Source organism: Chitinivibrionales bacterium (assembly GCA_014728215.1).
Classification (GTDB): domain Bacteria; phylum Fibrobacterota; class Chitinivibrionia; order Chitinivibrionales; family WJKA01; genus WJKA01.
The window spans coordinates 1-15,062 of the sequence record WJLZ01000090.1 but is presented as its reverse complement, the minus strand read 5'-3'; the positions used below and the strand labels follow the sequence as shown (position 1 = coordinate 15,062).

Annotated in this window: 8 protein-coding genes; 6 read left to right on the top strand and 2 right to left on the bottom strand. The window is 45.8% G+C overall.

Features of this window, described 5'->3' with window-relative positions; all coding sequences use genetic code 11:
* Positions 1-1,465: 1,465 nt before the first annotated feature.
* A complete protein-coding gene (locus tag GF401_07105) occupies positions 1,466-3,685 on the top strand; it encodes a hypothetical protein (GenBank protein MBD3344815.1) in 2,220 nt (739 codons plus the stop codon).
* A 108-nt stretch (positions 3,686-3,793) separates the two neighbouring features.
* Here the strand turns inward: GF401_07105 and GF401_07100 are convergent, their stop codons facing one another.
* Both GF401_07100 and GF401_07095 read right to left on the bottom strand, forming a co-directional pair.
* Positions 3,794-5,632, bottom strand: coding sequence for a PDZ domain-containing protein (locus tag GF401_07100; protein ID MBD3344814.1), 1,839 nt, complete (start codon positions 5,630-5,632; stop codon positions 3,794-3,796).
* Between the two features lie 106 nt (positions 5,633-5,738).
* Complete coding sequence (locus GF401_07095) at positions 5,739-8,393, bottom strand: PAS domain S-box protein (GenBank protein MBD3344813.1); 2,655 nt, start codon at positions 8,391-8,393, stop codon at positions 5,739-5,741.
* Positions 8,394-8,725: 332 nt separating this feature from the next.
* Here GF401_07095 and GF401_07090 point away from each other — a divergent pair, with 332 nt between their 5' ends.
* The 5 genes from GF401_07090 to GF401_07070 all read left to right on the top strand — a co-directional run.
* A complete protein-coding gene (locus GF401_07090; GenBank protein MBD3344812.1) occupies positions 8,726-10,528 on the top strand; it encodes a hypothetical protein in 1,803 nt (600 codons plus the stop codon).
* A complete protein-coding gene (locus tag GF401_07085) occupies positions 10,528-11,757 on the top strand; it encodes a hypothetical protein (protein MBD3344811.1) in 1,230 nt (409 codons plus the stop codon). The genes GF401_07090 and GF401_07085 overlap by 1 nt, the downstream gene beginning before the upstream one ends.
* Complete coding sequence (gene acpS, locus GF401_07080) at positions 11,660-12,127, top strand: holo-[acyl-carrier-protein] synthase (GenBank protein MBD3344810.1); 468 nt, start codon at positions 11,660-11,662, stop codon at positions 12,125-12,127. The genes GF401_07085 and acpS overlap by 98 nt, the downstream gene beginning before the upstream one ends.
* 181 nt (positions 12,128-12,308) lie before the next feature.
* The gene (locus tag GF401_07075; GenBank protein MBD3344809.1) at positions 12,309-12,965 is read left to right on the top strand and encodes a hypothetical protein; all 657 of its coding nucleotides are present in this window, start codon (positions 12,309-12,311) and stop codon (positions 12,963-12,965) included.
* A gap of 60 nt (positions 12,966-13,025) precedes the next feature.
* Positions 13,026-15,062: tetratricopeptide repeat protein (locus tag GF401_07070; protein MBD3344808.1), on the top strand; the 2,037-nt coding region annotated here is incomplete at its 3' end.

The following is a 15,062-nucleotide window of genomic DNA, read 5'->3' as shown; positions in this document are numbered from 1 at the left end:
TTGCTGCAGATTTTTTTGATGAATGAGATTTACATGTTTTCATATGAGCCTCCAATTGAATGGTGTATTGAGTTAATCAGCACTCGAAAAAATACCTTCTTGAGGGGGCTCTTATAAAATCATGTGCTCCGGCGTTCGAATAGGGCACAAAAAGGAAGAGTAAGGCGAAGAGCGGCGGCGGAAGAGAAAAAAACATGGAAGGATGCAAATTTACAGCTTACAACAAACAAATGGTGTTCCGCTGCGCTCCAGGCTGCGCCAAATTGCCGCTGTGGGCTAGGCATAATTCTCGCTCCATCAAGTTGCACTTGACTCCACAAGAATTATGCATTGCTATAGGCGGCAACTTCACCATTTGTCAAACGTTGTAATCAATATATTTGCACCAATGGATTATAGCCGCCGCCGAAGAGAAAGAAGAATATGGTAGGTGAAAATGGCTTGAAAGCTTTTGTGCCCGAAAAGACACCCGCCGTCCAAGCGGGTGTAAACCACATTCGGTACTACGTCTATGGTTTGCATCAATGGAGTTAATGCATGACTTACAATCACGAAACTAATCAGTATGAGGGACCAATTATTCGGGTCGGACCACGCGAAACCCCATTCCGCTCCAGAATCGCCAATTCCGGCAATTTCTAACCGCTTAAGCACTCCTTAGAGCACTGTTTTGCCCGTCACTTTGTGGGGTTTAAGAAAACAACGATGCGTTTAACCAGGGTTTTAAGCGCTTTAGCAAATCATTGGTTCATTTCAAAAACAAATTATTCCCCGCAATAAAGCCTGCTATATAAAACTCTCCCCTATGCGCTCCCGGCGCATAGCTATAAACAAGCATTTTCCTTAGAAGAGATACAAAGGGACGGCAGTTCCTTTCCAAATGCATTCATCCCCTTTCCTGATCATTTGGGTTGTAGCTTAGAGACATGCCGGCTCTAAGAGCCTGAAAACCCCAAGGAAAACACCGTTTTTTGCACATAATAGCTTTAAAAACGTAACCTTCATCTCAACTGCCAATAAAAAAATGCTCAATGCTTACCACTCAACCCACGCATGCCGGCATTACCGGCATGAATATAATAAGCATTTTCAACGTAGGATATAAATATATGGACTCACCCTTTCTGCGCAAATAAAAATGTTGTTTTGACAAAAAAACAAAGGCGCATAAATATATTCGGTTTCATCCTCATTCTTTCTTATTTAAAAAGAATTCCCTTGAGAATGCCATAATGAAATTTGACACTCGATCCTTAATAGGGGAAAGAACTCTAAGGTCCATTTAAATCCACAGGTTTTTCGAGTGATACTTTTCTGATCATGCCCTCATCCCCATTCCAAATACATCAACCTCCCCTTTCCAGAAATCCAAGCGTTTTACATTAAAATTCATTATATTATAATTTCAACAAAGTTCCAGCATTCCAGATGCTGAGTTTCATTAAGGCAGGGGGGGTTGAGCACAATGCGCATTGCTCGTATTTTTTCTATAGGTAATTTAATCGCTTTAATTTCCACTTTATCTGCACAAGTCACTATCGGTACTACCACTATTCCGAAAGATTCGATGATCGTCTATTTGGCGATCGGGCATTCGAATATGAACGGACGGGGTGAAAAGGACAAAAACATTCATCCACGATGCTGGAATTATCGTATCGATTCGGACAACCATGCCTGGGAGCCGGCGGTCGATTCGATCCACTCACAGCATCTCAACACAAACTGCCGAAGTCAATATTACGGACGGGGCAGTATGTCGTTTCAATTCATAAAGAAGATGGCTGAAGCATACCCGTGTTATCATTTCGGGCTTATCATGAACGGCAATACCAAAGGCACGATAAACTGTGATCCCCATTCCAATTCATGCGAGCATTCAGGCGGTAACAACTACTACCGCAAAGGCGGTGCGCTGTATGAAGAGCTTATCAATTGTGCTTTGGAGATAAAGGACAAGGTAACGATTGCCGGTATAGTCGCTCAAATCGGCTATATCGAGTCGCGCGAATGCGAAGCTCGTGCCTATACCTTTGCCGACGATGTTGCTGAAACAGTTGAAAATATGCGTTCTGATCTGGGACTTCCGGACATTCCTTTTCTGATCGGTAAATACGAAGAGACGGCACGGGATAAGACTCCTTACCGTGATGATGTCATAGAACAGATCTGGAGTATTCCCGGTATACTTTCCAAAAGCGAGGTTATCAATTCCGATGGTCCCTATTACGACGGGCATCACTATAATCTCGAGGGCAACCGCCTGTGGGCGGATTCCGCCACCGCAATCATGGTCCGCAACGGATGGGGACCATCCTGCGAACCCCTTACCGACAACCAGCCTCCATCACGACCGCAAAATCTCACGCTCCTGTCCCATACCGCAACAACGGTCACACTGGAATGGGACGCCTCCAACGATAATGTGGAAGTTTGTACCTATACGATCTATGAAGGCTCACAAAGCATTCATCAGACAGGTGGTGATAGTACACGGGCAACAATCGAGAATCTCGATCCCGAGACGGACTACACCTTCACGGTCAGGGCAAAAGATGAAGCGGGTAATGAATCGCAGTCGAGTAACAGCATTTCGGTCACCACCGGAGTGCTGAACTATGTTTCCGTCCCATTTGCAGTCAACTGCGGTGGTGATGGCTCCGGTGAATTTGAAGGCGACAAAGCCTGGACTATCGACAGCGATTACGGCTATTATGATTTACCCGGTGCCGACTATCCATCATTTGCCACCTGTAAAATAGAGCCGATAGCGCAGACGTCCGATGATGAAATCTTTCAACGCGTGCGATTTCGTGATTTCGGCTATAAATTCCGGATTCGCAACGGCGCGTATCTGGTCTCTCTTCTCTTTGCCGAACTCTGGCACAGTGCGCCGGAAGACCGTTTATTCGGTATCAAAATCCAGGGTGAAGAACTTCCCGGCATGCCTTTCGATATTTTCACGAATGCCGATGGAAGAGCGATTGCGCACACCCTCTCTCACAAAGCTGTGGTGGGTGAAAAAATGCTCGATATACAATTCATCCGGAGCCACACCGAAGCACCGATAGTCAGTGGAATAAAGATCGAATCCTCTCCGGTGTATATACTCTCCTATCCCAATGAGACCGTGCGTTTTAATCACGGAGAAACAATCACGATAACCTGGACGACAGACACGAGTATAATTAATGAAGCCCTGGTTGACTTTTCTCCCGATGCAGGTATTACCTGGCATGCGGTTAACGATGAAACACTTCGGCCGGGAGATGCTTCCTGGGAGGGGTGTTTATGGGAGATCCCCCGGACTGTCGACAATGAAGAATTAAATTCGGACAAGTGTCTCGTACGGGTCAGAGATTACGAGAAAACATTCATTGATTATTCCGATGAATATTTCTCGATCGGAAATCCTGAAACACATGCCCGGCAATTATCATTCAAAGATGCAGTTTCCCCTTTGATCACGGTCTCCCGACACACGGTAATGATCGCCGGTTTTTCCGGCCAGTCACGGGGCCTTAAAATCTATGACAGTCGCGGTATTTGTGTCTATGCGGCAACCTGTTCGGCCCAACAGCCGGCGATTATCGATAAAACACTGCTTCCTGAAGGAGTTTATATTATTACTATCACCGGCAAGAATTCGCGGTTTACCAATAAAAGACAGTTTATCTATCGGTAAGGGGAGCGGATATTCTGACGGGGACAACGACACCCCATTATTTGTGAGTTATGAGCGGTGAAAACTGATCATTGAAAGTTTGAAAAATCCTTGCCTTAAACCGGCATCCTAGCCCTTCCCCTTCCGGTCACCCTTTATCACGCCCACCGGCGCCCACTCGCCTGTTTTCAGCTGTTCCCGGAGAATTTCGATTCGGCGGGTCGTATTGTTTTTTCGGGCCTTGGCCAGGGTGGTCGTCCCGATCATTTCCAAAGCAACATCCAGTGCGTCTTCATCAGGGGTAATTTCTACATGCGGGGCAATACCGACAAGATTATAGGGAGAACCAAGCACCGGCATAAGGAGCATCCGGGTAATTTTTGCAATGCCTTCCGTGGGAGTGTTAAAAAGATATTGGCCGCTTCCTTTCCCATAGGTCGTGGTTCCTATGACGGTAATATCATCGGGACGAAAATCTTTCAAGCAGGACACCACAATTTCCGATGCACTTGCAGTGTACCCATCGACGAGGACATAGAACGGGCGATCGAGCGCTTTTTCTCCACCCTCGGAATAATAGGTGGTATCATGGGTGATTACCCCATTCAGTGATTCGACATACGAACGCTGGCTTGATTTTATCACTGGTGTATTGTCGGGCACGAAATTGCTTGCAATATCAAAGCATTGACCAAGTTCACCTCCCCCGTTTTGCCGAAGATCGAAAATGGTATACCGCGCCCATTTGGTGCTGTCAAGCGCACGGCGAAACTCCTCAGCAGATCCTCCGTCAATTTCGGTCTCCGAAGAAAAACGTTCGAGAACAATATAAGCCACCGAATCGGAAAGGGAAACGGTAAAAACACTGGGAGCAAAAAAGGTCCCCAGGGTAACTTCCACGGTACGTTCACCGCTTTCGTTTCGCAGGTGAAGGACTCTGATTTCACCAGGCTCGCCGGTTAAAAGAGCTTTGAATTCTGAATAGGAAATCCCAGCGGTCGATGAATCCCCTACTGCGGTGATTGTATCTCCAACCTGCAAACCGGCATTCTCGGCCGGTGAATTTTTGATAACATAGGTAATGGCATATCCGCTCAGGGTGGAATCGTGTAGAATCCCGACACCAGCTGTTTCGGTAGTCATTGCAGACCAGTACATTGCACTGATCACCGGATCAATATAGGCCGTATAGGGATCACCGATCGATGCGTACAGATTGGCGCAGTTGGGAAAATAAACAGAGGGATCGGGGGGAAGTTTGTCCTGGTAGATTGAGTAATCGGAGAGCACAAGCCGGCAGAATTCGAACTCCAGGGCCATCGAATCATCGGCAGCCACGGTAAAGCTTGCTATCTCGCTGGTATCGGCTTCATAGGTTTCACTGTGTGCAATGACATACCAGTAATACGTTTTACCCGGCTCTACATAGGATGTTACATTATATGAAGAATCATAGGTTAATGGCTTTGCATTAACGACCGGTGGATTTGTCGTATCCATAAACACCGAAAAGTATTGAGAATAAGACCCCGGCACCCATTCCAGATAGGCGTTTCCGGCAGGTATCGAATCGCCGTCAAGGGGCCAAATCAGCACCGACGCATTGGCCACAACGGCGATATTTATGGTTACGGCATTTGAATAGTTACCTTCATTATCAACAGCCTGCACCTTTACCTGTTTTAATCCGTCGGTGGAATAGACCACTTCATAGAGAGAATCCTGGGTTGTCACGGGGCCGGCGCTGTCGATGGTCCACTGATATTCCGCGATTTCACCGTCGGGATCTGAGCCTTCGATCCTTAATGTCACAGGCTCATCAACACCCGTCTTGTATACATCAGGGGTACGAAGCTGAGGGAGAGCGGAAGAGGGGCCGGAAGGATTATTATCACCGCAGGTGAAAAAAAGTAATGAAACGGCGATCGAAAACAGCGGGAGGAGAAATAAATGAATTCTTTTGTGCATGCTGATATCCCGAAGAAATGTATTGTCGGCAATAGTGATACGGACGCATAAGGAGACTGCCGGGGGCAGTGCCCTTTCGTGGATATTCTTAATTTAAATCGAGATCTTATTGCGTGTCAAGTATTCCGGCGATTACACCGGCAAGATGGTCGAGTGCAAAAGGTTTGGGAAGGCTGGCTTTGAATCCGGCCTGTGCAGGATCGGCAAAAACATCATCATTGGAATACCCACTGGTGGCAATGGCGATAATGCGGGGGTCGATTGTTTTTAAAATCTCCAGTGTTTCTTTGCCGCCTTTCCCTCCCCGCACAGTTAGGTCGAGAATAACAAAATCGTAGGGCTTATCTTTTACGGCCTGCCTGAACAGATCGATCGCTCCGTCACCTTCCGAGGCAGTATCAACATGATGGCCCAGTGATCGAAGCATTTGCTGCACGCCTTTTCGAACGATCTGATCATCATCCATTAGAAGCACCCGTGCTGAACGAGTGTTACCGGTTGCCGAAGACTGAGGTTCCGTGTCAATGACACCATCCGGCGAGGCGGGGAGATAAACAGAAAAGCGGCTTCCCTTTCCCTTTTTCGAATCGACCAGGAGTGCACCGCCGTGAGCTTTTACGATAGAATAGGCTGTTGAAAGGCCGAGACCGGTTCCTGTGTCTTTGGTTGTATAGAATGGATCGAATATCCGCCCCAGATCTTCAGGCGTAATGCCCGGTCCCGTATCCTGTACTGCCACACAGACGTATGTTCCGGCAGAAAGCCCGGCTTTATTGTTGCGTGACAACCGGGTGTTCTTCCCTGATACCTTGACAATACCTGTCTCTTTCATGGCCTGTAATGCATTGATTATCAGATTATTGATTACCTGCCCGGTCTGGCCTGCATCGGCGATCACCGGCCAGAGATTACCGGGCAGATCAAACTTCAGGTTATGATAGGTCCCGTGGAATGCGAATTCCGCCGAATCGATAACGATATCTTTTATGGAAATAACAGCTTTGGCGGGCGATCCGCCCCGGGCAAAAGTCAGCAGTTGGCGGGCGATCCGGCTTGCCCGCATTACGGCTTTTTCCAGCCCGGCAAGATATTCGTGAGCTTCATGATTCGGTTCCAATGTCGTACGGGCCATTCCACCGTTTGCCGATATTCCTGCAAGCAAGTTGTTAAAATCGTGGGCTATACCACCGGCAAGCACACCAAGACTTTCCATTTTCTGTGCGTGCTCGCCCCTCCGTAACATATCCATTTTATCCTGTTCGATCCTTTTCTGCTCAGTAAGATCATCCACAAAAACTACCGATGCCGGTCCTTCACTCATACTAACAAGCGCCACATGAACCCGAATCGGCGCCTGACGACCATCCTTGTGCAAAGCTTCGAATTCATAGCTCACAGGAACATCATCGCCTGCCAGTCGACGATTGTTATATTCTTCAATTCGTGGACGGGAATCGGGAGTAGCGAGATCAACAGGATTTTTCCCGGCAAGTTCCTCGGTTGTATATCCGGACAGCCGTACCATGGAATCATTGGCATAAAGAATTTCCATATCCCGGGAGACAAAAATCGCCAGCGGGGAACGCTCAATCAGCTCCTTGAAACGCTTTTCACTCAATTTCAATTCACGTTCAATACGCCTTCGGCGGAATATGTTTCCCAGAAGAGCGGCTATGACCACGGTCTGAAAAAAAGAAAACAGAGCAACGGCAAGAATAATCCATCGATACCGCACCAGAAATGATTCAGGGCGATTGATGAGTTTCGCTCCGGAAGGCACGGCCTTGCGGAGAATCCCGTATTTTTTCATTACGCTGAAATCGAATATTGCAGGACAGGGACTTACCCGTAAAGGCATAATGCTGTCGGGATCTGCTCCCTGAAGAATTTTAACCGCAAGCTCTCCTGCAGATTCACCATGGGCATAGGCGCTCAAGAGATGCCCCCCCGCTATTCCACGACCAAGAGCAAATTCGTAAGAATGATACACCGGAACACTACTGCTTCGGGTAATAAGCTCCACCGATTCTTCGTGCCCATAAAAAGTACCGGTCGAATCACGATTAAAGTAGGTCATATACACAAAGGAATTGGAACCAAGGGAGCCCACCAGGGAACGAAGCCCCTCCATGGAAAGGTGGTCGGCAAACTCAAAGGAGATCTCTCGACGATTTAATCGTTTGATTACTCTTTCGATCTCACGGCGGGTATTTAAACCACTTACCGTTCTGTCGGTGATGATGATCACGCGGCGTGTATCGGGATGAATCGATAATGCTGTAGTAAGGGTCGCCATGGGATCTATTGCTTCGGCAACCCCCGTAACACCGGGAGGTAAAATGGAAGCTATCTCCTCAAATCCGTTGATTCCGGCAAAAATTACCGGTGTACCCGGGAATAAATCCGGTCGATTGTGGAATGCAAAATTCAAAGCGGTGTTATCATTTGCCACAATCAAATTAAAATCATTCGAGTGGTATTTCCCGATTAGATTATCCCTGAATCTCTTCACATTTCCATCGGTAGGAAATCGTTTCCAGTCCATGAACTCAACAAAAATCTCGGCATCGGGGAATGCTTTGAGAATAACTTTCCGTTCACCATCAAGCTCCTGACCTGTCCAGAGATGCCCTTCGTGGTAAGAACAGAGCACAAGAATAGAAGGGTTACCATTCGAATCGGCGGGGGCGGTCTGGAAAGCAAGCAGAGTAACCATGAATGCTTTAAGGAAACAAACGCTTCTTAAGACTCGATAGCCCATTATGTTTTGTTATCTTTCACTTAATCCCATAACGGCCGGGATACTCTATTGCCCGTATAGCCCCCTTGAAGGCAGTCTGTTATTATTGTAAGATAAAAGACGCCTGGGGGCAATGCATAATAAAATAGACATAAGATTAATACCGACAAGCGGTTCTGTCTTTTTATAATACAAAATTTTCTCTAAATCGCAGAAATAATTAATATTAATTTTTATTAACGGTTATTCATTCCTTTTTTTTATATTAATGATATACTTAAACTTAGAAACAATCCTTATGACATTATCTGGAAATACAACCCCCTTAACAATAATTTTTAAAGGAATGGCTTATGTGCCTGTTTAGACATCTGCGCATTGTTGTTCTTCTCATCGGGAGCACTACTCTATTTTGCAACATTTTTGCACCATCTGAAGACCGACGGGAAGATTTTGCCGAACGCCGCGGCGCCGAGGGCGTTATTTTAGAAGGGAAACTCGCCATACGTACTGCCACAACTACCGAAGACTGGCGCGAAGCCGCCCGTCTGTTCGACAAAGCGCTCGAAATGGACAGCAGCAAATCAGAAGCATATTTTTACAAAGGGAAATGCATCCTCCGTATCGCCGATGTGGATTTGGATGAAGTATGGGATGAAGTCAATCCTCCTGAGGAAAAGAAAAAAAACGTCCCCTTTCTCTATCAGGACTCTCTGGGAAGACCGCTGAATACAATGACTGTTGACAGAGACGGCCATCCGGCCCGTCTGATCGACTCGGTTTACAGCGAACGGAAACGTATCTACGATGCGGTCTCACAGGCGATCAGATATCTGGACAAGATCAACGAAGCCTACGATTGTTACGATTATTGTGAAAATTCATGTATGGGAGACTGTGATCAGGAGGAATGCCTGGACTCCTGTCCGAAAATGGACCGGGTTATTCTCCGGAAACAGTATGAAAGCGATTATCTGATTGAGATAAGCATTAAAACAATTCTGAGCATAATCGACTTGAATAGTAACGACACTCTCGATTACAAACCGAATTCTCCATATACCGATGAACAGGAGGCATATAAAATTCTGGTTGATGATATCCCGTCACTCGACAGCATGGATCTCGACAGCTTGAAACAGATTTCCAATGATCCCAAGGATATCAATCCCAAACTCGATTCCCTTATCAATTCACTTGAAAAAGCTAATGAAAGCGACAGCCTTTTCAGAGCAGACCTCAAGTGGGGCGCCGAGAAAACAAACAATCAAATCGACACGACCATGGGACAAGGTGTGCATGATATGATCGTCAATTTCAAGAAGGTTCTCCCCTATTATTATTATGATGATCTCCGGGACAACGATGGAGATTATTACGATACCGACGGTGACGGGCACATCGCTCGTATGATCTGGATTGACTGGGACCAGGACGATAAAATCGACATTGTTCTGGGTAATGGAGGTTCGGGAGAGATGCATATCGGCGATTCGGCTCATCGGGCACAGAATCCCGATTTGTATGAATGGGTCGATACCACCGATTCTGCCTATCACCGCTACCGCTATAAGGGCGACCACACTTATGAGTTTATTTTCGGTGACTGGGGCGTCGATGAAGAGATCATGGATGGGATCGATAATGATTTCGATGGTCTGATCGACGAAGACACCCGGATTATCGATGATACCCTTGATGACGACGGCGATTTTATCGATACCAATCCTGCCGACTCCTTACACGAGGGAAGTAAGCTGATATGGAACGATGTGGATAATTCTTTCACTATGGATATAACGTTCGATACGACACTGTTAAAACAACACAAGTATCTACTGATTGCCCAGGCCCTGCAACAACGCAACAAAACATTGCCGTCCTATCATCCTGATTACGATACCACCGCCTTATCTAAAGATTCCATCGGCAGCTACACCGGAAATTCTTCAACAGAATTACAGGGCGGCGATTATGGAATTGATGAGGAATGGTTCGATGGACTCGATAATGACGGCGACGGTCTTATCGATGAGGATGTTGCCAAAACGAGTGCGATTCCACCGGAACCATATCGTGACGTTCTTATCAGCCGTCTTGAGGGCGCTAAAGAAGATTTACTTAAATACTGGAAAAAGATTCGGGAGGTCAATTAATGATGAAACAGGCCGCCTCATGGGTAATACATATTTCCGCTATAGTTATTGTCTGGACATTATCGATCAATGCAGCTCCTCCTGGTCCAAATTATCATGGTATCCGCTCCATGGGAATGGGAAACACTACCGTTGCGGTAACTACCGACCGGACTGCCATTTTCCATAATCCGGCCGGATTGGGATTATTGCGGGATAAAGTCCAGATCTCGAGCCGTCCTTTGATATTTGCCATTGACGGTGAATTTTTTGATTATCTCGAACTGCTCGGAAAGTATAAGGATGAAATGAGCGATATTGAAACTATCGCCGGAAATACGCAGTTTATGGATGATATAAGCAGCAGAGACGGTTACTGGGCCGGTGTAGAATATATACCCGAAATAACCGTGGCCACAAAAAATCTGGGATTCGGTATCTACAGTGTCTGGCCCATTGGACTCCGTATCGAAACAGGCCATTTCATACCCAAACTCGGGTTTAGAGGAAGACGGGATCTGGTTTTTACCTGGGCGGTTGGTATCCCGTTGAAACACGAATCCAATCATTTTGGTGTTTCTCTGGAGTACCTCCAACGCTCCGATCTGGACAGTAGAATAACCACCTATTCCGAGACATTCTTTTACTTTGAGGAGGCATCAAAATCTCCTTTCGGTGTGATTGGCGACCTGTCAAACCTTCAGCACGGCGCAAGTTTTGATATCGGATTCATGCATGATCTCTTTCCGGGATTCCGTCTTGCTTATTCGGTAAAGGACCTGTTTGGTGTGGTAGGAGGCCGGGTTTTCGTGCCCCGGCTCGATCTGGGATGTGCCTACTATGTCCCTCCTATTGAAAATTTGGCCTTTTTACGCAGCATTATCGCTTCCTTTGAAATCACCGACCTGTGGGGTTTTGAAGAAAAAACAGAGAAATACGAACAATTTGGAAAAAAAATCCATCTTGGAGCGGAAATCGATCTTCAATACCTTGCCTTACGCGGTGGAATCAATCAGGGGTATCCGACCTTCGGTCTGGGAGTAATGGCTGGCCCTGTCAGTCTCGATTATGTGTATTACACCGAAGAAAGTGGGTATTATGCCGGCCAGATGCCGCGTTCCAAGCATGTCGTCTCGCTGGGACTTGCATTAAATGTTGCAGCACAAGGAGGATATGAAGCTAACGATGAAGAGATATCGGAACTATCGTCCCTGTCCCCGGATCAAAGCAGTTTTTCCACAGATGATTAAAGGACTGGGTGTTGATATTGCAGACAGCAACCGTATTGCCGGGATGCTCGAAAAATACGGAGATCATTTTATCACGAAAGCTTTCACAACAGAAGAGATCAGATATTGCAGTACCAGGGCCGATCCCCCCCTTCATTATGCCGGACGGTGGGCTGCCAAAGAGGCTTTTTATAAGGCTCTTCCGGAATCATGTCAAAAGCTTTCGACCTGGAAAAGCGTGGAAATCAGGGCTGAAGATTTCCGTGCACCTTTTATAAGGATATGCAACGACAAACTTAATGAAACAATGAAAAATTCGGAAATTGATCGAGTCCATTTATCAATAAGTCACGATCGCAATCTCTGTATCGCTACTGTAATTCTGGAATAATATTTTATCAAAAAAGTATATTTATTTAAACGGTATAGCAAAATAATCAGAGACCAAAAATACAAGCATCCGGAACATTTATTTTTATGATGGGAATTTTGGAGAATTTCGGCAATTTAAACGTCTTGACGAAACATCTGCCTTGATTTATAATGATAATTAGAAGGAATTGCAGGAATTTATGAAAAAAAGTTTTCTGTTGGTAGTATGCTTAAGCTCTCTATTTCTTTGCATATTCTCCCTTAGGGCTCAGGAAAGTGTTATTCAGAATGCCGTACTTGAAGGCATTCAGCTTCAGGAAGAGCCCGGTGATTATCCTGATGAAGTGGTGGTTACCTGCTACTTCATTTTCAGAGACAAACCCACCAGTTACTTTTATGACATAAACATGAAAGAGAAAAAGCTCATATTCGAATTCAATGATACTGAAATCGGTTCTTCTCCTATACCTTCACAGTCAATGTCTCCGATCACCGGCTTTGAAATTGAAAAGAAAAAAATAAATGTTAATGAAGAAATCAAAGGTCTGCAACCCGAATGGCACGATCTGATTGTCGTAACCTTTTCGCTTGATGCGGTTCCTGATATAACGGTTCATGACCAGTACGGCGTTGTCACATTTTCATATAAGTGGACAAAAGATCCCACCAAAGTTGAAGAGTATGCTGTTAAGGAGAAGAAAAATCGCATAGTGCCTATCACTCTTGCCTCCGTGGGTGGCGCCGGTGTTGGTGCACTTCTCTATTTTTTACTCCGAGGCGAAGAAGAACCACCACAGGAAAGCGATATTCCGATTAACGATTTGCCGCAGCACACCACGCATGATTCCAATCAGTAATATCGGCTTTACCTAACTATTTAGTAATAACTATATTTGATTATGCGTAATTTGCTGTAATTGCACGCTTTTAAGTATTTATTATTTATTACTACAGATGTAATAGTTTCTTTTTCAGGAAGGTGCAGTGTGGCATATCCTCATTTTTTCTCTCGATGTATCTCATTTAAACGAAGTATACTTACGTTATTCATCTTTGTATTTCTCAGTAAACCAATCTTATCCGCAAACGAAAGTGAATCGGTATTCAATCTTGCCGAACGTTTTTATCGAGACAGTTTTTACAACGCCGCTCTTGAACAGTATCAGAAATATCTCGATATTAAAAAACGGGCGCCCGAGAATGATCCTGGAGCCTATTTCAAGATCGCCTACTGCCAGTACAAAATGGATAATGCCTCCCAGGCTGCCACCTCCTTTGAAAAGTTCATCGAATTGTTTCCCCGTAACGACAAAATCATGGAAGCCATGTTTTTAGCCGGCGTTACCCGCAAAGCTACGGGAGATTATAAACAGGCATCCGACTGGTTTTATGGCGTCTGGAGTCGATTTGTGGGAAGTGCCAAGGCACAGGAGGCGTTGTATGAAGCTGCCCGTTGTGCTGAAAAAGATAAAAATACCGACCGGGCAATTGAGCTTTACGATGTCTATTTCCGTCGTTTCCCAAGAAATAAAATCTCCGGCAATGTTGCGCTCTCCCTGGCCGGCCTGCTTATCGAAAATAAAGAGTATTCCAGGGCAAAAAAGGTCTTGTCAAAAGCGGAAAAACGCACTTCGCCCGACAAAACCTTTCCAGCCCGACTTAGCTACTATAAAGCGATCCTAGCCCGGAATATGCAAAAAAATGATAAAGCAGCCGGATATTTCGCCGAAATGTACGAAAAACATGAGGGTTTTTTTCCCGAATTTGAAGAAGCCTATAAGGTTTATCTTACCTTTCTCAATAACCGGAAAGCGTACAAAGCAAGTCTTCCGGTTTACAAGAGGCTTGCGTCTTTCTATGAAAAGAAAAACATTGATCTCTCAACAGGATTCCTTCTTTCATGGGCCGAAAATTCTCGAAAAGCCAAAGAATATACCACGGCTGAGGAACTCTATCGGAAAATTCTTCTGGCCGCTCCTTCTCATTCGCTCAAAGTAACAATCAACTATCGGATTGCTGAGTGCCAGGCCGGACGAAATGATATCACTCAGGCCATTGCCACTCTGCAGAATCTTGCAATTATCGATTCGGCGGGTGAATATGGAACGATGGCATGGCTCAAAGCCGGAGATCTCTATTACGGCCGGGAACTGTATCCCAGTGCGATCATGGCCTACCGCAAATACCTTCAGGCGCCGGGTGCTCCGAATAAGGATAAAGTCCTTTATCGGATCGCCAAAACCTATGAAGAAAAATATCAGCGGTATGGCGCAGCGCTGCGGGAGTTCGAAAATCTCCTCAAACTCTATCCATCGAGTCATTACAGCCATCGAGCGACCTTTTCCCTGGCCCGGTGTCATGCAGAACTGAAAGATTACAAGGCAGCAATTCGTCATTACGAATACCTCCTGGAATCGGGAGCCGAAAAAGACCTTATCGATGAAGCCGAAAAACATATCAGGTATCTGAAGGTATTCAAAATTACCGATCCCGATGCTGCAATGCAGGCGCTTACCGAGTTGATGGAAGTGCCGGCCGAGAGTCTTCCTCAATGGAAAAGGCTTCACCGAACAGCAGCCATCTATGCTCTTCACCTTAAACAATATGACAAGGCGCTCGATATCTACGACAAGCTTTCTGCAGCAAATCCTGCTCCCCCGGCTTCCGCTCTACCCGAAATCACTTTCCATAGGGCATCCGTTTACAGGAATCTTTTTGAAAAATCGGATTATGACAACGATCAGGCTGCTGCCGACTATGCAAAAGAAAAGGCGGAAACCTTATATAAAGAAATACTTGAACGTTTTGGGTCATCCCCTTATGCCGACGATGCGGCTTTTCAGATTATGATGCTCGGCAAACCCGATATAAGCTCCTGCGAACAGTTTCTTTCGACTTATCCCGAAAGTAAATACCAGGCGGAAGTACTCCTTACCCTTGCCAGACATTATGAT

Excerpts from the sequence above, each read along its gene's own strand:
- GF401_07105 (MBD3344815.1), top strand. The coding sequence starts at position 1,466 with ATGCGCATTGCTCGTATTTTTTCTATAGGTAATTTAATCGCTTTAATT.
- GF401_07075 (MBD3344809.1), top strand. The coding sequence starts at position 12,309 with ATGAAAAAAAGTTTTCTGTTGGTAGTATGCTTAAGCTCTCTATTTCTT.
- acpS (MBD3344810.1), top strand. The coding sequence starts at position 11,660 with ATGTTGCAGCACAAGGAGGATATGAAGCTAACGATGAAGAGATATCGG.
- GF401_07100 (MBD3344814.1), bottom strand. The coding sequence starts at position 5,632 with ATGCACAAAAGAATTCATTTATTTCTCCTCCCGCTGTTTTCGATCGCC.
- GF401_07090 (MBD3344812.1), top strand. The coding sequence starts at position 8,726 with ATGTGCCTGTTTAGACATCTGCGCATTGTTGTTCTTCTCATCGGGAGC.
- GF401_07085 (MBD3344811.1), top strand. The coding sequence starts at position 10,528 with ATGATGAAACAGGCCGCCTCATGGGTAATACATATTTCCGCTATAGTT.
- GF401_07095 (MBD3344813.1), bottom strand. The coding sequence starts at position 8,393 with ATGGGCTATCGAGTCTTAAGAAGCGTTTGTTTCCTTAAAGCATTCATG.